12 protein-coding genes are annotated in these 18,622 nt (G+C 74.2%); 7 read left to right on the top strand and 5 right to left on the bottom strand.

The annotated features are described in order from the left end of the window. The first annotated feature begins 14 nt into the window (after nucleotides 1–14). Nucleotides 15–2,186 carry a bifunctional polysaccharide deacetylase/glycosyltransferase family 2 protein gene (locus tag OG900_13290; GenBank protein ID WUH90975.1) on the top strand — a complete coding sequence of 724 codons (2,172 nt, stop codon included), beginning with the start codon at nucleotides 15–17 and terminating at the stop codon, nucleotides 2,184–2,186. After that, complete coding sequence (locus OG900_13285; GenBank protein WUH90974.1) at nucleotides 2,183–3,454, top strand: acyltransferase; 1,272 nt, start codon at nucleotides 2,183–2,185, stop codon at nucleotides 3,452–3,454. Before OG900_13290 ends, OG900_13285 begins: the two co-directional genes overlap by 4 nt. 14 nt (nucleotides 3,455–3,468) lie before the next feature. On the opposite strand, the gene OG900_13280 is transcribed toward OG900_13285, so the two are convergent. From OG900_13280 to OG900_13260, 5 genes are all read right to left on the bottom strand, one after another. Next, nucleotides 3,469–4,404, bottom strand: a complete 936-nt coding sequence (locus OG900_13280) for a 1-acyl-sn-glycerol-3-phosphate acyltransferase (GenBank protein WUH90973.1) — start codon at nucleotides 4,402–4,404, stop codon at nucleotides 3,469–3,471. Further along, entirely contained in the window at nucleotides 4,401–5,978 is a 1,578-nt protein-coding gene (locus OG900_13275) for a nickel-dependent lactate racemase (protein WUH90972.1), read from the bottom strand. The genes OG900_13280 and OG900_13275 overlap by 4 nt, the downstream gene beginning before the upstream one ends. A 9-nt stretch (nucleotides 5,979–5,987) precedes the next feature. Then, nucleotides 5,988–7,220, bottom strand: coding sequence for a zinc-binding dehydrogenase (locus tag OG900_13270; protein WUH90971.1), 1,233 nt, complete (start codon nucleotides 7,218–7,220; stop codon nucleotides 5,988–5,990). Continuing rightward, nucleotides 7,217–9,514, bottom strand: a complete 2,298-nt coding sequence (locus tag OG900_13265) for an HAD-IB family hydrolase (protein ID WUH90970.1) — start codon at nucleotides 9,512–9,514, stop codon at nucleotides 7,217–7,219. The genes OG900_13270 and OG900_13265 overlap by 4 nt, the downstream gene beginning before the upstream one ends. Before the next feature lie 343 nt (nucleotides 9,515–9,857). Next, nucleotides 9,858–10,694: an asparagine synthase-related protein gene (locus OG900_13260; GenBank protein ID WUH90969.1), complete on the bottom strand. Its 837-nt coding sequence runs from the start codon at nucleotides 10,692–10,694 to the stop codon at nucleotides 9,858–9,860. 66 nt (nucleotides 10,695–10,760) lie between these two features. On the opposite strand from OG900_13260, the gene larB reads away from it, so the two are divergent. The 5 genes from larB (at nucleotide 10,761) to OG900_13235 (ending at nucleotide 18,377) form a co-directional block, all read left to right on the top strand. Beyond that, on the top strand, nucleotides 10,761–11,450 hold the full coding sequence (larB, locus tag OG900_13255; GenBank protein ID WUH90968.1) for a nickel pincer cofactor biosynthesis protein LarB: 690 nt from the start codon (nucleotides 10,761–10,763) through the stop codon (nucleotides 11,448–11,450). A 357-nt stretch (nucleotides 11,451–11,807) separates the two neighbouring features. Continuing rightward, the gene (gene larC / locus OG900_13250) at nucleotides 11,808–13,010 is read left to right on the top strand and encodes a nickel pincer cofactor biosynthesis protein LarC (GenBank protein ID WUH90967.1); all 1,203 of its coding nucleotides are present in this window, start codon (nucleotides 11,808–11,810) and stop codon (nucleotides 13,008–13,010) included. 172 nt (nucleotides 13,011–13,182) lie between these two features. Then, nucleotides 13,183–13,455 (top strand): acyl carrier protein, encoded by a 273-nt coding sequence (locus OG900_13245; protein ID WUH90966.1) that lies wholly within the window; start codon nucleotides 13,183–13,185, stop codon nucleotides 13,453–13,455. 19 nt (nucleotides 13,456–13,474) lie between these two features. Continuing rightward, entirely contained in the window at nucleotides 13,475–14,779 is a 1,305-nt protein-coding gene (locus OG900_13240; protein WUH90965.1) for a beta-ketoacyl-[acyl-carrier-protein] synthase family protein, read from the top strand. After that, entirely contained in the window at nucleotides 14,769–18,377 is a 3,609-nt protein-coding gene (locus tag OG900_13235; protein WUH90964.1) for an amino acid adenylation domain-containing protein, read from the top strand. Before OG900_13240 ends, OG900_13235 begins: the two co-directional genes overlap by 11 nt. The last annotated feature ends 245 nt before the right edge of the window (nucleotides 18,378–18,622 follow it).

Genomic DNA, 18,622 nt, shown 5'->3' with positions numbered 1-18,622 from the left:
AGGACCAGGAAGACATGTCCCGCCACCAACGCCCTCGGCAGTCCCTGCTGCGCCCGCGCAGACTCGCGGCACCGCCGCTGCGCTTCTTCCTGCCGCTGACCGTGCTGGTCACCCTGCTGGCGCTGATGGTGCTGCGGGGCATGGCCAACAACGAGGTCTTCCACGACGAGAAGGTCGCGGTGTCGGTCGACAAGGGCACCGTGCCGAAGAGCGTCCTGGAGGGCGGCCCGGTCGTGGACAGCCGGGGCGACCGGCAGGACCAGCCGGTGAGCTACTCCGTGCCCGACAAGACCATCGTGCTGACCTTCGACGACGGCCCGTCGCCCGAGTGGACGCCGAAGATCCTCGACGTGCTCGCCAAGGAGCACGTACAGGCCGACTTCTTCGTCACCGGCTCCATGACGACCCGCAATCCGGCGCTGATCCGGCGGATCGTCGCCGCAGGGCACGAGATCGGCGTCCACACCTACACCCACCCCGACCTGGCCCTGCACAACAACATGCGGCTCGACTGGGAGCTGGGCGAGACGCAGCTGGCGCTGGCCGGCGTCGCGGGCATCCACAGCAGCCTCTTCCGGCCGCCGTACTCCTCCACCGCGGACGCGCTGGACGACTGGTCGTGGCCGGTCACCAAGGAAGTGGGCGCCAACGGCTACCTGGTGGCCTTCATCGACAAGGACACCGACGACTGGAAGCGTCCGGGCGTCAACGCCATCGTCCAGGCCGCGATGCCGGACCTGGCCGGGCAGGGCGAGATGATCCTGCTGCACGACGCCGGCGGCAACCGGTCGCAGACGCTCGCCGCGCTGCCGATCATCATCGACAAGCTCAAGGCCGAGGGCTACTCCTTCAAGACCATCGGCCAGGCCCTCGGCGCCGGTTCGGCGAACACCAAGGTCAGCGGCTCGACCCTGTGGGCGGGCAAGGCCTTCCTGTGGGCCACCACCTTCTCCGTCGGCCTGATGCCGTGGCTGGTGGCGCTGCTGGCGGTCGTCGGTGTGCTGGTCTTCACCCGGTTCGCGCTGATGCTGGTGCTGTCGCTGATCCACGTACGCCGTACGCGCAAGCCCGGCTTCTCCTGGGGGCCGCCGGTCACCGAACCGGTCAGCGTGATCGTGCCCGCCTACAACGAGCAGGAGTGCATCGCCAACACCCTGCTGTCGCTGGCCGCCAGCGACCACCCGATCGAGGTGATCGTGGTGGACGACGGGTCGAGCGACGACACCGCGGCCCTGGTCGAGGGCATGAAGCTGCCGATGGTCCGGCTGATCAGGCAGTCGAACAGCGGCAAGCCCGCCGCGCTCAACACCGGCGTGGAGGCGGCCTCCTACGACCTGATCGTGATGATGGACGGCGACACCGTCTTCGAACCGGCCACCGTACGCGAGCTGGTGCAGCCCTTCGCCGACGCCCGGATCGGCGCTGTCGCCGGCAATGCCAAGGTCGGCAACCGGGACACCCTGATCGGTGCCTGGCAGCACATCGAGTACGTCATGGGCTTCAACCTCGACCGCCGGATGTACGACGTCCTGGACTGCATGCCGACCATCCCCGGCGCGGTCGGCGCCTTCCGCCGCGAGGCGCTGCACCAGGTCGGCGGCATGAGCGACGACACCCTCGCCGAGGACACCGACGTGACGATGGCCCTGCACCGCGCCGGCTGGAAGATCGTCTACGCCGAGAACGCCCGCGCGTGGACCGAGGCGCCCGGCAGCATGAGCCAGCTGTGGTCGCAGCGCTACCGCTGGAGCTACGGCACCATGCAGGCGATGTGGAAGCACCGGCACGCGGTCATGGAACGCGGGCCCGGCGGCCGCTTCGGGCGGATCGGGCTGCCCTTCGTGGCGCTCTTCATGGTCTTCACCCCGCTGCTCGCCCCGGCCATCGACATCGCCATGGTCTACGGCGTCTTCTTCGTCGACCCGTACAAGAGCCTCGTCGCCTGGTTCGCGGTGCTGGCGCTCCAGGGCTTCTGCGCCTGGTGGTCCTTCCGCCTCGACCGCGAGAAGTCCTGGTATCTGATCACGCTGCCGGTCCAGCAGGTCGTCTACCGGGTGCTCATGTACATGGTGCTGCTCCAGTCCTGGATCACCGCGCTGACCGGCGGCCGGCTGCGCTGGCAGAAGCTGCGCCGCACCGGCGAGGTCGGCCTCGACGTCACCACCACGGAGGCGGTGCGGCCATGACCAGCACGACGGAGCACGAGCCCTACGCGTCGGGCCCCGACCCGACAGCGACACTGAAGCTGCGGACCATCACCGTCCCGGCGCCCTTCATCCACGAACCCGAGCCCGAACCGGAGCCCGCGCCCGCCGCCCGCCGCGGCGTGCGCGACCGCTACCTGGACCTGCTGCGCGCCCTGGCGCTGGTCCGGGTGGTGATCTACCACAACTTCGGCTGGACCTGGCTGCCGCTGCTCTTCCCCTCCATGGGCGTGATGTTCGCGCTGGCGGGCTCGCTGATGGCCCGGTCGCTGAGCCGGCCCGCGTGGAGCGTCATCCGTGCGCGGCTGCGCCGGCTGCTGCCGCCGATGTGGATGTTCGGCGCGGTCGTGGTGACCGCGATGGTCCTCGACGGATGGGGCCCGCAATCCGAGGGCCACCCCAACTGGTGGTGGGGCAAGCTCGCCTTCTGGGTGCTGCCGCTGAGCACCCCGCCCTTCGCGGAGACCGTCCACGGCTTCGGCGGCCACCTGCCGACCAGTTGGGCCGAGCAGATCGTCGTCCCGCTGTGGTATCTGCGCGCCTACCTCTGGTACGTGCTGCTGTCGCCACTGATGCTCAAGGCGATGCGCCGGCTGCCCTGGGTGACGCTGCTGGTGCCGCTGGTGCTGTCCGCGATCCTCAACTCCGGGCTCCTCGACCAGTCGGGCCGGATCATGGAGACCGCCACCGACTTCACCACCTTCGGCTCCTGCTGGCTGCTCGGCATGGCCCACCAGGAGGGCCTGCTGCGCCGCATCCCGCAGTACGTCATCCCGTCGCTGGCACCGCTGGTGCTCGCGGCCGGCTTCTGGTGGCTGCAACAGGCGCCGGTCGACGACCCCAGGATCGGCCCCGACCTGGAGGCGGTGCCGCTGGCCCAGGCGATCTGGTCCTTCGGCTGCGTGATGCTGCTGCTGCACCTGAGCCCGTCCTGGGAGCGGTGGCCCAAACCGCTGGAGAGATTCAACGGGATCATCACCCTGCTCAACTCCCGCGCGGTCACCGTCTACCTGTGGCACTGCGTGGCCCTGGTGCTGACCGAGCCGCTGATCAACCCGCTGTGGGACAACCCGTTCTGCTACGCCCACCTGCGCTGGCTGCTGTCCAGCCAGTGGCTGCCGCTGCTGGTCGCGGTGCCGCTGATCGCCCTCGCGCTGCTGCTGTTCGGCTGGGTGGAGGACGCGGCCGCCAAGCGCCGCCCCCGGCTCTTCCCGTACCCGACGCGGACCAAGGGGCGGCGGCGGGCGTAACCCGCGGCCAGGGCTTACTCGTCGTCGCCGCCCAGCGGCCGGGACTTCGGCAGCGGGCGGCCCGCCTCCCAGCTGCGCCGCCACGACCCGGCGGCGGGCGGGCCCGCCGGGCGCGCGACGGCCGCGTCCTTCGGGTCGCGCAGGGCGGCGTACCAGCCGAGGTCCTCCTCGTTCCACAGCCGGGCCACGGCAGTGGACAGCCGGGAGTTGAAGTCCCAGGCGTTCTCGCCGGCCTCCGGGTGCAGCGGGTCGCCGTAGCGTACGGACACCCGCGGGCGGCCCGGGATCGGCCAGCCGCGGCCGCGCGGCATGGCGGCGTAGGAGCCGCGGACCGCGATCGGGACCGCGGGGATGCCGAAGCCGCAGCACAGGTGCGCGCTGCCGGCCCGTACCCGGTTCATCCAGCCGTCCTCCGAGCGGGTGCCCTCCGGGAAGAGCAGCAGATTCCAGCGCTCCGCCACGAGTTGCGGCGCCAGGCTCTTCAGCCGGTGGGAGCCCTTGCGCTCGATGGGGAAGCCGTTGATGGCCAGCGCGGTCAGCACGGCACGCCAGGGGGTGTCGAAGAAGTAGTCGGCCGCCGCGCCGACCGCGATCCTGCGGGCGAACCTGGGCGGCAGCGAGCCCAGGATCAGCGGGGTGTCCAGATGGCTGGCGTGGTTGGCGACGAAGACCACCGGGCCGCGCAGCCCTTCGAGCCGCTCCAGGCCCTCCACGTCGGGGGCGCACACCGACCAGGCGGTGGGCTTGAGCAGCCCGCGCTGCAAGCCGTAGCGGACCGCGCCGGCCACCGGGGTGCGGGCCCACCCGGTCGGGAAGCGCGTACGCTCCGGCGTCTCCTCCCACTCCTGCGCCGACCGCGGCACGGTGGCCCTGCCGCGCAGGTCCCTGCCCTGCGCGAGCAGCCGCAGGGACCCCACGACACTCGTCTCCGCCTTCCCGCGGCGCCTCATCGGACGTCCGCCAGGGCCAGCGGCGGGCTGTGGTGGTAGGTGATCGACGGGCTCGATCCGACCGTCTCGCGGGCCATCTCCAGCGCGTCGCCCAGCGTGCTCGCGGTGCGGAAGCCCAGCCGGGAGGCGGTGCCGCGCTCGGCGCCGACGAAGATGACGTCGCCCAGGTGCTGGAGGGCGTGCGCGCCCCAGTACCACATGTAGAGCGGGTGGACCCCGTGGTAGGCGTGGCTGGTGCGGTAGAGGTGGGTGTACCAGGGGTCGGTGGCGAACTGCTCCTCGTACTTCTCCTCGATCAGCGCCGGGTCCTTCGTCCTGGACAGCACCGACTCGTAGAAGTCGATGTAGCTGGGGTGGTGCACCGGATGGAATTCCTCCGGCATCGGGTGGTAGAAGATCCCGACCCCGCCCTGCCGCACGATCGGCTTGTTGCGGTAGAGGTTGAAGAAGTAGCCGAGGCCCAGCGACATCACCAGGATCGGGTTCATGATCGAGTTGACGTTGTAGGGGCAGATGAAGGGCAGGCCCCACACCCCGATGTCGCTCTGCCCGTCGATCTCGGTGAGCTGCTGGCGGTGCACGTTGGCCAGGGTGTGCGGGTGGACCTCGGCGGGCGCGCCCGCGTGGACCCCGGTGATGCCGTAAGGGGCGTAACTGCGCTGCCACATCTGCCGGCGCACCTTGGCCGGCGCCATCGCGTTGAGCTTCCTGAAGGCCAGATACGACGCCTGGTCGGCCGCCGACCACTCCCACTCGCGCTTGTTCATGAAGCCGACCTGCGGCGGGTACGAGTCGCCGTTCACCGTCGACTCGATCGTGAACACCCGCACATGCCCCGCCAGTACGGCGGCCATCCGGTCGTAGGAGTGGTGCATCGCCGACTGCGGCGGGTCGTTGAAGGACCGCGAGTGCCGCAGCGTGTGCACATTGTGGTGGTGCCGCAGGCTGCGGTACGAGGCGAGCCCCACCGCGACGGACTTGCTGCCGCCGCTCATACCGGTCAGCGTGATGTTGACGTAGACGATCAGGTCGCTCTCGGCGGCCCGCCGGTTGATCTCCACGACCTCGCCGTGCCGGGTGGTGCCGACCTCGGTCAGATTGGCCCGGTCCTCGGCGTCGTGGTTGTTGAGGTGGCCGGGGAAGAAGGACCTGAACACCCGGTCGCCGACGGTCCTCTTCAGCTCCGCCGGGGTCATCCGCCGGTGCAGCGCGTTCGCGGCGAGCAGCTCGACGTCGTCCACACCCGCGGCCGCCGCCATCTCCAGCACCTGCTCGATGATCCGCTGCCGCATGTCGGGGGCGCGCATCTGCGGCAGCGGCAGCGAGATGTCGTCGAAGACGATCGTCAGCCGCATCCCCGCGCGCAGCAGCGCAGGCAGCGGGTCCTCGCCGTGCGGGTGCAGCAGGGCCTGCCGGATCGCGCCCCCGACATCCCTGATGCCGGGCAGCGAGTCCGGCGGATAGATCACCCTGGTGCCCAGCGGAAAGCGCTCAAGCCGGGCCGCCTCGCCCTCGTTGACCAGCAACGCCGGTGTCCGCTCGTCGACTTCGAGCACAAAACCCGGTCTGCCCACGTGGTGCTCCTAGCTCCGGTTCGGATCAAAAGCGACTTTGACGCTGCCCAGGCGGCCCGCCGAGAGCGCGTGCCCGATCGCCTCGCGCCAGCGGGCCAGCGGGTAGACCGCGTCCACGAAACCCGCCAGCGGCGCCACCCGCCCCGCCAGCCGTACGGCCTCGGCGAAGTCCGGCGCCTGCCCCTCGGCGGGCTCGGCCCGCTCGGGACCGCCCGCCGACGCGTAGGAGCCGATCAGGTGCAACTCCCTGAACCACACCGGCGCCAGGTCCACCGACCCCGACGGCATCCCCGACATCACCACCGTGCCGCCGGCCCGTACCGTGCGCAGCGCCGTGTCCAGGCCGCCCGCGCCGCCCGTGCAGTCGAAGGCCACATCGACCCCGCCGAGCAGGAACTCCGCCCCCAGGTCCGGGTGTTCGAGGGTGCCGCCGGTCAGCATCCGCAAGCTCCGGGCCAGCCGCCGCACCCCGAAGGTCTCGGTCGCGCCCAGCGCCTCCGCCAGCGCCCGCTGGTGCGGGTGCTTGGCCACCGCGTAGACCGGCCCGGCCGCGGTGAACTCCCGCAGGGCCAGGATCGTCAGCAGCCCGACCGTGCCCGTGCCGACCACCAGCACCGAGGCGCCCGGGGCGATCGCCGCCCGCCGCACCGAGTGGACCGCGCAGGCCAGCGGCTCCACCAGGACCGCGGTGCGGTCGTCCAACTGGTCCGGGACCCGGTGCAGTTGGGAGACGTGCGCGACCACAGAGCGGGACCAGCCGCCCCCGGTGTCCGCGCAGAAACCCGTCTGGAGACCGGCCTTGAGCGCGCCGGTGGTGATGTGCCCGCAGCGGTTCCGCCGCCCCGCCCGGCATTCGGGGCAGGGCCGGGTGCCGCGCGCCACGCACGGCAGCACCGGGTCCACCACCACCCGGCTGCCCGCGGGCAGACCGGGCGCGGCCCCCACCGTCTCGGCGACGATCTCGTGCCCCGGCACGAACGGCAGCGAGGCCAGCGCCGTCAGATACGGCGACGAGTGGCCGCCGAGCAGCGCCAGATCGGACCCGCAGATCCCGGACAGCAGCGGCCGCAGCCGCACCCAGCCCGGCTCGTCCCGCCGCTCCGCGGGCCGCTCCACCAGCCGCAGCGGCGACACGGACCCCGCCACCGCACCGGCGAGCCGCCCGCCCGCCCCCGTCGCGGCGATACCGCGGGCCGCCAGATAGCGGGCCGGCGAGCGGTAGAACTCCAGCGCCTGGCTCACCGCAGCACCTCCGCCGGGCCCGACATCGCGGTCAGTGCCGCGTCGATCCGGCCGCCGGTGTGCGCGCCCCACTCCTCGACCCGCCAGGCCCGCCGTGCCGCGTGCCGGTGCAGCCGGTGGTCGGGATTGACCGCGACCGGGTTGCCGACCAGGTCGAGCAGCGCGCTGTCGGAGAAGCTGTCGCCGTACGCGTAGGACCGCTTCAGGTCGACGCCCGCCGTCTCGGCGTAGCGCCGCGCCCACGCCGCCCGCGCCTCGCCCACCACCGGGGGCCGTTCGAGCCGCCCGGTCAGGACGCCGCCGCGGACCTGGAGGCGGGTGGCGGCGATCTCGTCGAAGAGCGGGCCGAGCGGCTGCACGAACAGGTCGGCGGTGCCCGTGATCAGCACCGTGCGGTGGCCCGCCGCCCGGTGCGCCCGGACGCGGCGGATCGCCTCGGGGAAGGACCGGTGCAGCAGCGCGTCCCCGATCCTGTGCCGCACCACGGCCCGCAACTCCGCCTCCGAGCAGCCCGCGTAGCGCCGCATGAAGGCCCGCACGAAATCGCCCCGGTCGCGCCGCTCGGCCTGCAGATACCCGGGCACCGCCAGCGCCAGCGAGGCGATCTCGCCCGCCCACGACGAGCGCGGGCCGCCGACCAGCCGCGTCCACACGAAGACCTCGACCAGGTTCGAGGCGAGCACCGTGCCCTCCAGGTCGAAGACCGCCATGATGTCCCGCCCCTGCGGCAGCACGTCGGAGGCGGCGGCCCGCTTCCTGCGCGGTGCCGCGGTGCGCCGGGCCACCGCCGTGACCGCCGGGCAGTAGACGTCGGCCACATAATGCGGCCAGGAGATCCCGGCCACGTCGAAGCCGGGGCTGCCCGCGGGGCGGGCGCGGTGCAGCGCGATGACATTGCCGTCGCCGTAGACCGCCTCCACCCCGCCGTAGCCGCCGTAGAGGTCGAGCAGCCTGCGCAGGGTGCGGGTGCGCTGGGTGTCGGCGCGGGCCCTGTCGACCCGGTCCCTGATCCCCGCTGTGGCGGGCAGCAGCGGCAGCGCCCGGTCGACCAGGCCCGCCGCCCGCTCCCCGGCCTTCAGCGTCCGCTCCACCCGGGCCGCGCCGGGGAAGCGCCACGGCGGCACCTTGACGTGGCCGCGCCCGGCGTCGGGCAGCGGGTGCTCGGTGAAGTAGCGCGACACATGGCGGTGCAAGTCCGCCTGCGTCAGCGGATTGCGGGCGCCGGTGCCCACGTGGAAATACGCCGGCTCGCCCGGCGGGGGCGGCGCGGCGGCCACCGCGAGGGCGGCGGAGGTGACGAAGTCCACCGGCACGATGTCGACCACGCTCTCGGCGTGGACCGGGAATTCCGGGATCTCCCCGCGGCCGTAGGCCAGCGTGATCGGGTCCATCATCTTGTACGACTCGAACCAGCCCGGATACGGCCGCTCCAGCGCGGCCTGCACGATCGTCGGCCGCACGACGGACAGCCGCAGGCCCGCCTCGCGGGCGTACTCCTCGGCGACCCGCTCGCCCAGCGCCTTGGTGAAGGTGTAGACGTCCGTCCACCCCAGGCTCTGCCCGCGCAGCCGCCCGGCCGCGACCAGCCGGTCGTGCACCCAGTCCCCGCGGGCCCGCTCCGCGGCCGCCGCCGTCGCCGTGGACCCCGCCTTGCCGTGCTCCGCGCGGGCCGCGTCCAGCAGCGGCCGCAGCACCTCCGCCGTACGCGACAGCTGCTCGGCCTCCTCCCGCGCGGCCAGCGCGTGCCGCAACTCGGCCCGCCAGTCCACCTCGTGGTCCAGCGCCCGCTCGGCGACGGTGCCGCGGTGCAGCGCCGAGACGTACGCCGTGGACACGTGCACCACATGCGGCCGGTTCGCGGACGCCAGGACCGCCTCGTAGAGGTCGCGGGCACCCTGCACGTTGATCCGGAAGGCCTCGTCCACCGGGGGGTCGAAGGACACGGTGGAGGCGCAGTGCAGCACCGTCGTCACCGTGCCCGGCAGCGGCGGCATGCCGCTGCCCAGGTCGCCCTCCAGGCTGTCCACCCGCTCGGCCAGCGCCGCCTGGACCCCGGCGTAGCCGATACGTTCGCGCAGCGTGCGGAAGACCGGCTTGCGGGCCAGGCCCGCCAGGCGGTCGGCGGCCGAGGCGTCGCCCCGCCGCCTGGCCAGCACGGTGACCCGGACGCCCGGGTGCGCGACGACCAGCCGCTCCAGCATCGCCTGCCCGAGGAAACCGGTCGCGCCGGTGAGCAGCACATGCCCGCCCGGTCCAGCCGGGTCCGCTGCCGGCGGCGGTACTGATGGCGCCACGGCAGAACCTCCGTACGGATTCCGTGAGTTGGTGAGCAGGCGGCTGCGGCCCGGAATGCGTGAGGAAGTGTGCCGCCCCGTCGACGCGGCTCAGGTTAGGTCACCCCTCGGGGGCGCACAATGCCCGCCGCTCGCACGGGAGTTGGCATTGCCGCAGGTCAGGGCGGCTTTGGCGGGTGTGCACGGAGGCCGACCTGAACACCTCGGCGGTGAGGCACGCCGGCCGCGGCGCGCGGTGCTGCAGCGGCACGGCGGGGCTTGCCGGTCGCCCGCATCGTGCGCACGACGCCCGAGGCCCCGGCGGTCTCCGAGGCGTCCGCGGCCGCCGCGGGGCGGGGTGCCCTCAGCGGGCGTTCATCGAGCCCGACCTGAACACCTCGACGCTGACCGGGGCTTCGGCGAAGCCCGCCAGGCGCACCGCCTCCACCAGCGGCGGGTGGGCCGTTCGGTCGGCCGCGACCCCCGGGTCGACCTCGACCCGCACCCCCGCCTCGCCCAGGTCCCTGACCCTTACGTCCGTACGGTCCGCGCCCTGCCCCAGCGCCGCGCGCACCAGCACCTCAGCCCGCTCCACCCGCGCCAGCCTGCCCGGAGTGATCTGCAGGCCGTAGGCGATCCGGCTCGACAGGCACGCCATCGCCGGCTTGTCCCACGTCGGCAGCGACCACAACCGGGCCACCGCGCGTACCGCCGCCTTGTCGAGCCCCGCGTCGGCCAGCGGCGTACGCGCCCCCCGCTGGGCCGCCGCCGCGATGCCGGGGCGGAAGCGGTCGGCGACGTCGGTGGCGTTCGTGCCCGTCGCCACGCACCCGAAGTCCAGCCGCGCCGCCACCTCCAGGGCGGCGTCCAGCAAGGTGCTCTTGCAGAAGAAGCAGCGCTGCGTGCCGTTGTCGCGATAGCCCGCGACGTCGAGTTCGCCGGTCTCCACGAGGTGGTGGACCACCCCGAGGTCCGCGCAGAAGCGGCGGGCCGCCGCCAACTCCGCGGCGGGCAGCGCCGGGGAGACCGCCGTCACCGCCGCCATGCCGCCCGTGCCGAGCGCCCGCGCGGCCGCCGCCACCACCACACTGGAGTCGACGCCACCGGAGAATGCGACCAGAGTGCCGCCGGTGCCGCCGTAGGCGGCGGTCTCGGCGAGCAGCGCGCGCGCCGCGTCCGCCGCCGAATCGAACGCCGCCACGTGCGCCACCTCCGGGGAGTCGGAAGGCCGGCCGTCAGGCCGGTCAGAAGGAAGGGTCGGAACACGATGGATCAGAAGTCGCCCGAAGTCGACCTCGGCTACGCCAGGCTCGACGTCGACCGCGCCGCCCGCACGGGTGACCCCGAGGTCGTCTACGGCGCGGGCAAGACCCCCGAGCAGATCGTCGGCGCCATGCGCGCGCTGTCGCTGGCGCACGCCGGCCGGCCCGTCCTCGCGACCCGGCTGTCGCCCGAGGCCCGCGAGCTGTGCCGCCGCGACCTGCCCGGGGTCGCGGTGGACGACGTCGGCCGCACCGCGACCCTCGGCCCGCCGGCGCCGCGCTCCGGCAGCGTCGCCGTCGTGTGCGCCGGCACCGCGGACCTGCCGGTGCTGCGGGAGTGCGCGACCACGGTCAACGTCTTCGGCGCCCACACCGACGAGATCGTCGACGTCGGCGTCGCCGGCCTCCACCGGCTGCTCGCGCAGCGCGACCGCATCGCCGCATCCGACGTCATCGTCGCCGTCGCCGGCATGGAGGCCGCCCTCCCCTCCGTCCTCGGCGGCCTCACCGGCCTCCCCCTCATCGCCGTCCCCACCAGCATCGGCTACGGCTGGCACATGGACGGCCTGACGGCCTGGCTCGCGACCCTCAACACCTGCGCGCCCGGCGTACTGACCGTGAACGTCGACAACGGCTTCGGAGCCGGGGTTGCGGCGGCGCGCATCGCCCGCCAGTCCCGCCGGGGGGACGCGTGAGCACCACCCCCCGCCCTCGGCCCCCGGTGCGTGGGTGGTTGCGCGCGCAGTTCCTCGCGCCCCAGGGGGGTGCCCTCTGCGGCGGGGGCCGCGTCTTGGGGGCGCGGGGAACGGCGTGACTAGCCGTCGATGGGCTGCACGTTGTTACCGGCCGTGAGGGGCCGTTCGGTTCGTTCCGGGCCCCCGGTGGGTGGGTGGTTGCGCGCGCAGTTCCTCGCGCCCCTTGGGGGTGCCCTCTGCGGCAGGGCCGCGTCTCGGGGGCGCGGGGAACGGTGCGGCTTCGGTGGGGGTGGGCGCCGCCAGTGGTGGGAAGGGGCTGTTCGGTGCGGGACGGACGTCAGAGCGGGGGAGGAGCCGGTGAAGGTCGTGTGGGTTGATCCCGGGAACGGGGCCGCCGGGGACATGGTGATGGCCGCGTTGCTCGACGCGGGGGCCGAAGAAGACGCCGTCGAGGCAGCCCTGCGAGAGCTGGACGTCGAAGGGATCGGGCTCACCCGACGGGAGGTCAGACGGCATGGGTTCCGCGCCGTCCACGTGAGCGTGGAGACGGGTGAGACCGAGGTCCGGCGGGGGCTGGCGGACGTCCTGGGGGTCGTCGACAGGGCGGAACTGCCGCAGGAGGTGGCGGAGTTCGCCGAGGCGGTGTTCCGGCGGCTGGCCGCCGCCGAGGCGAAGGTGCACGGGATCGCCCCGGCGGACGTCCACTTCCACGAGGTCGGCGCCCTCGACGCCATCGCCGACGTCGTGGGCTGCGCGACCGCCCTGCACAGCCTCGGCCTGCTCGGGCCCGGCGTGCGGCGGGTCGTCGGGCCCGTCGCGGTGGGGTCGGGGACGGTCGCGGGGGCGCACGGGGCGATCCCGATACCCGGGCCCGCCGTACTGGAGCTGCTCACCGCCGCCCGCGCCCCGATCGCCGCGCACCCGGCGGCGATGGAGCTGTGCACACCCACCGGCGCCGCCCTGCTGTGCGCTCTCGCGACCGAGTGGGGCCCGCCGCCCGCGATGACGCCGCGAGCCGTCGGGGTCGGCGCGGGCACCGCGGACCCGCGCACGCACCCCAACGTGCTGCGCGTCGTGCTCGGCGAGAGCGCCGGCGAGCCCGCGCGCTGGGCGACCTCCGCCCTGCACCGCGTGGACACCACCGTGGACGACCTCGACCCGCGCGTGTGGCCCGACCTGCTGAACGCCCTTCGGGAGGCTGGCGCCGCCGACGCCTGGTGCGTGCCGGCGCTGACCAGGAAGGGCCGCCCGGCCCAGCTGCTCAGCGTCCTCGTGGACGACGAACGGCTCGACCTGGTCTGCGGGTTGGTCTTCGAGCAGACGACCACGCTGGGCGTACGCGTCTCCCCGGTCGCCCGCCGCTCGCTGCCGCGCGACCGCGTCGAGGTGACCGTCGCGGGCAGCACGGTCGGGGTGAAGCGGGGCTATCTGGGCGGCCGGATCGTCACGGTCCAGCCGGAGTACGACGAGGCCGCCGCGGTGGCCCGCCGCACCGGCACGCCGCTCGCGGACGTACTGGACCAGGCCCGCGCCCTCGGCGCGAAAGCCGGGCCCGCGTAAGGGCGGCGCCACCGGGAGATCCGTGCAACCTCGGATTCTCCGAGGTCGCACAGCCGCCCCGTGTGCAACCCGGCCACCGCGTGCCTTCGGGGCGCACCCCATGCCAGGGTGACAGCCGGTGAGGGACCTGCGTAGAGGCATGGCACGCGGTGGCCAGGAATCAGGAGTCGGTGTGTTCGAGACGATACGAGACGCGGTCAAGACGGCCCTGACCGAGATGGACTACGACGTCAGCGAGTTGACGGACACCACGGTGCTCGGCCCGGCCGGGCTCGACCTGGAGTCGCTCGCCGTCGCGGAACTCGCGGTCCGCATCGAGGACGACTTCGGCGTGAAGTTCGCCGACGAGGAACTGCCCGGGATGGCGGACCTCACCCTCGACGAATTCGCCTCGCTGGTGGTCGAGCGGATGGGCACCACCTCGGCCGCCGGTCCCGCGGCCTGAAACGGAAGGCGGCCGGGCAGTGAACAGCACAGCACCGCGGGCGGTGGTGACCGGCATCGGCCTGGTCACCCCCCTGGGCACGGACGTGGCGGAATTCTTCGAGGCGCTGTGCGAGCCGCGCTCCGGACTCGTACGCCCCCCGGAAGGCCATGTGGCGCACGGCATCATCGACTCGGCGGGCATCGCCCCCGACCTCGACCCCGCAGCCCTGGTGCCGCGGCACGACCGCAGCGTCGCCGACCGCTTCACGCTGATGGCCGTCGCCGCGGCGGACGCGGCGCTCGCCGACGCGGGCATCACGATCGGCGAGGACGTGGACCCCTACCGGGTCGCCGTCATCGCCGCCACCGGCGCCGGCGGCATGATCACCTTCGAGCGGCAGGCCCGCGCGTCCGGCGAGCGCGGCGCCCCCGGTGTCAGCTCGTACCTCTACTCGGCCTTCCTGCCGAACATGGCGACCGCGCGCATCGCGCTCAAGCACGGTATCCGCGGCTTCAGTTCGACCGTCACCACCGCCTGCGCGGCGAGCGCGCACGCCATCGCGGAGGCCTTCCGGCTGATCTCCGCCGGTGACGCCGACGTCGTGGTGTGCGGCGGCACCGAGGCCACCCTCGGCGGCCTCACCGGCATCGCCGGCTTCCGCAACGCCCGTGCGCTGGCCACCGGTTGGGAGGACGACCCGACCGCGGCCAGCCGCCCCTTCGACTCCCGGCGCAACGGCTTCGTGCTCGGCGAGGGCGGCGGCATGCTGGTCGTGGAGCGCGCCGACTTCGCCGACGCGCGCGGCGCCGCCGGATACGCCGACCTGGTCGGCTGGGGCTCCACCACCGACGCCTTCCACCTGATCATGCCCAACCCGGACGGCTCCGGCGTCGCCGCCTGCCTGCGCAGCGCGATCGCCCGTGCCGGGCTCGACCTCGCCGACATCGGCTACGTCAACGCGCACGGCACCGGCACGAAGATCGGCGACATGGCGGAAGCCGCCGCGATCCAGCAGGTGTTCGGGCCCGACCAGCCCGCGGTCAGCTCGACCAAGGGCGTCACCGGGCACCTGCTCGGCGGCTCCGGCGCGGTGGAGGCGGCGGCCACCGTCCTGGCGCTGGCCGGCGGCACACTGCCGCCGACCCACAACCTGGACGACCCGGACCCGAAGTGCGACCTCGACCACGTCAGGGGCGGCGCCCGCACCGCGCCGGTCAGGGCCGCCCTGTCGACGTCCTCCGCCTTCGGCGGCCACAACGTCGCCCTGGTCTTCCAGCCGCCCAGCACCCGCCTCGCCAGGACCGCCGCCCGTGCCGCCGGCGGTACGGACCATGCCGGGTGAGCCGCTTTCCGCCGTCATGGCCGGCGAGCACGCGCTGCTCGCCGAGTGCGCCGCCCTGTGGCTGGCGCGCGGCCACCGCCTCTCGCTACTGGTGTCCCCCGACCCGGACCTGAGGAACTGGGCCCGGACGCGCGGCATCCCGGCCATCGCGAGCCTCGACGGCGTCGAAACCGCGCTGAACGGGGAGCCGTTCGACTACCTCTTCAGCATCACCAACATGCGGATCGTGCCCCAACGGCTCCTCGACCTGCCGCGCCGGCTGCCGATCAACTTCCACGACGCGCTCCTGCCGCGGCACGCCGGTGTGTACGCCACGAGTTGGGCGCTGCTGGAGTCCCCCGCCGAACACGGCGTGACCTGGCACGTGATGACCGCGGGCGCCGACGAGGGCGACATCCTGCTCCGACGCCGCTTCCCGGTCGGGCCCGACGACACCGCCTACGACCTCAACACCGCCTGCTTCCAGGCCGGCATGGACTCCTTCGCCGACCTGGCCGACCTGCTGGCCGCCGGGGGCGCCCGGCCCGAGCCGCAGGACATGCTGCTGCGCACCTACCACGCCCGCGGCGACGTCCTGCCGGACGGCGGCCTGCTCCGCTGGACGCGCCGGGGGCGCCAGTTGCACGCGCTGGTCCGCGCGGCGGGGCTGGGCCGGGGGGACAACGGCTTCGGCACGGCCAAGCTCCTCGTCCCCGGCGGGTACGTCGTCGTCGGCGCGTCCCGCCTTGCGCCGCCGCCTCCCGTGCCGTCGCCGCCGGGCACGCTGCTGGCCGCCGACGCGGCCGGGCTCACGGTCGCCACCGCGGACTCGTCCCTCACGATCACCGACCTCCGCACCCCCGACGGCATCCCCGTCCCGCCCCCCGCCCTCCGCCCGGGTACCCTCCTCCCCCTCCCGACCCCAGCCGCCGTGTCCACCCTCGTGACCCGCATGACGTCCACCCGCCCGTCCGAGCCCCGCTGGACCCACCGCCTCGCGAACATCCGCCCGTACGACCTCCCCTGGACACAAGCCACCACTCCCGCCCGCTCCGACCCCCCGCCCGGTGATGGGCTGAGCGCGCCGTTCCCCGCGCCCCTGGGGTCGCCCTCCGCGGCGGGCGGTGCCCCTCAGGGGCGCGACCAGCCGTCGGCGGGGTGCACGTCGTCACCGTCCGAAAGTGGCTCTTCGGGGCGCTCCGGCCCACCGGCCGGGACGGAGTACGTGCTGGCCGCCCCGGCGACCCTCGCCGAAGCAGGTCGGGCCGAGCCGCAAGTGGCCGTCCTGGCCGCCGCGTTGTTGTTCTGGGCCCGCACCGCGGAGGACCCGGAGGTCGACGTCGCGTATCGGCCGGCCGCGCCGCAAGGCGACTTCTTCGCGCCCACCGTGCCGCTGCGGCTGCCGGCGCCCGCGTCCGGGCGGACGTTCGCCGGGTATTGCGCCGAGGTCGCGGTGAAGACGGCGGAGGCGGAAGCCGGCTCGTATCTGACCGATCTCGCCGCCCGCTGTCCGGCGGTCGCGGCCGGGAGCGGGGGGCTGCGCGTCGAGGTGGGCGTCGGAGGGGAGGGTGAGCCGGGGACCGGGACCGTGGCGCGGGTTGTCGTCGAGCCCGGGGGCTGCCGGGTGTGGCTGGCCGGGGACCGGGTCGGGCCCGAGGCGGCGGAAGCGCTCATCGCGGACTTCGAGGGCTTCCTCCGGGCGCTGTGCGACGCCCCCGGCGACGTCGCGGAGGTGCCGCTGCTGTCCGGGGCGCGGCGGGCGCGGGTCGTGGAGGAGTGGAACGCCACCGCGACCGCCCCCGGGCCCGACGCGTGCCTGCCGGCGCTGTTCGCCGAGCAGGCGGCGCGGCGGCCCGCCGCCGTGGCGGTGGTCTCGGACCGCGAGACGCTCACCTACGCCCAACTCGACGCCCGAGCACAGCGGTTGGCCGCGGCCATGACCGCCGCCGGTGTCGGGCGCGGCGACCTGGTCGGCGTCTACCTCGGCCGTTCCGCCGACCTGGTCGCGGCGCTGCTCGGCGTCATGCGGGCCGGGGCCGCGTACGTACCGCTGGACCCCGTCTACCCGCCGGACCGCGTCCGGACGATGCTGGAGGACGCGGGCGTACGCCTGCTGCTGACGGGCGGCGGCCTGCCGCTGCCGGATGCCGTGCGGCAGCTGGACGTACCGGAGTTGGACGTCACGAAGGCGTCCGGCCCGGACCCGGCGGGTCTCGCCGTGGCCGCGCCGCCCGAGCCCGGCGACCTCGCCTACGTCATCTACACCTCGGGCTCGACCGGCCGGCCGAAGGGCGTACGCATCGCGCACCGCGCCCTCGCGAACTTCCTGCGCTCGATGGCCGCGGAGCCGGGCTGCACGGAGCAGGACCGGCTGCTGGCCGTCACCACCGTGTGCTTCGACATCGCGGGCCTTGAGCTGTTCCTGCCGCTGGTCACGGGCGGGTGCGTGGAGCTGGTGCCGGAGGAGGCCGCCTCCGACGGCTTCGCGCTGCGCGCGCGGCTCGAACGGTCGCGGCCGACGCTGATGCAGGCCACCCCGGCGACCTGGCGGCTGCTCGTCGCAGCCGGGTGGGACGGCGACCCGGCGCTGCGCGCCCTGTGCGGGGGCGAGGCCCTGCCGTCCGACCTTGCAGGCGAACTGCTGGGCCGGGTCGGGGCGTTGTGGAATCTCTACGGTCCGACCGAGACCACCGTCTGGTCGGCGGCCGTCCGGGTCGGGCCCGGCGAGAGGGTCACCCTGGGCCGGCCCATCGCCAACACCCGCTGCTACGTGATGGACCGGCGCGGGCGGCCACTTCCGCCGTACGTGCCGGGAGAGCTGTACATCGGCGGCGCCGGTGTGGCCGACGGCTACCACGGGCGGCCCGAGCTGACCGCGGAGAAGTTCGTCCCCGACGGGCTCGGCGGGACCGGCCGCCTGTACCGCACGGGCGACCTCGTGCGGTGGCTGGCGGACGGCAGGCTCGACTACCTCGGCCGGATCGACGACCAGGTGAAGATCGACGGCTTCCGCATCGAACTCGGCGAGATCGAGGCGGTGTTGCGGCGGCATCCCGGGGTGCGGCGGGCCGTGGTGACGGCCCGCGAGGACACGGCGGGAACGAAGCGGCTGGTCGCCTACCTGGTGCCCACGGCCGCCGCCGCACCCTCGCTTCCGCCCCCCGCGGACCTGCGGCGCCACCTCGCGCGCGACCTCCCCGCCTACATGATCCCGGCGGTCTTCGTGCCGCTGGCCGAGATCCCGCTGACGCGCAACGGCAAGGTCGACCGCCGAGCCCTGCCGCCCCCGCCGCGCACCTCTCCGCTGCCCCTGCCCCCGGCCGCCCGCCCCCGGCCCGGCCCCGAGGAGGCCGTCGCCTCGGTCTGGCGGGCGATCCTCGCCCGCGACGACATCGGCGTCGACGACAACTTCTTCGACGCGGGCGGCAACTCACTCCTCCTGGTGGAGGCGGTCAAGCGCCTGAACGCCGCCCTCGCGCTCCACCTGACCTCCGTCGACATGTTCCGCCACCCCACCGTCCGCACGATGGCAGCCAGCCTCGCCTCCCGGACGCCCGCGCCCCCCGCGGCCCCCCGCATCGACCGCACGCTGCTGCACCGCCGCCGCCGGCGCGGCTGACCACCGCCGAGCGGGCGGGCTGGGCCCGCCCGGGGCGGCTGCCGGCGGGCGCACCGCATCGACCGCACGTCGCCCACCGCCGCCGGAGCGGCAGATGCCTTGGGCGCTGCCGCGAGCGGGGCGTCCCGGCTCGCCCGCGCGGGCTGTGCGGCCGACGGAGTCGGCGCGTTCGCCCCGCGGGCGGCGGGGAGGTGGGCGGGGGCTGCGCGTGGGGTCGGCCGGGAGCCCGGCGACGGCTCAGGACG

Origin of the sequence: Streptomyces sp. NBC_00433, assembly GCA_036015235.1 — a bacterium.
Classification (GTDB): domain Bacteria; phylum Actinomycetota; class Actinomycetes; order Streptomycetales; family Streptomycetaceae; genus Actinacidiphila.
This window is presented reverse-complemented; position numbering and strand designations above follow the sequence as displayed.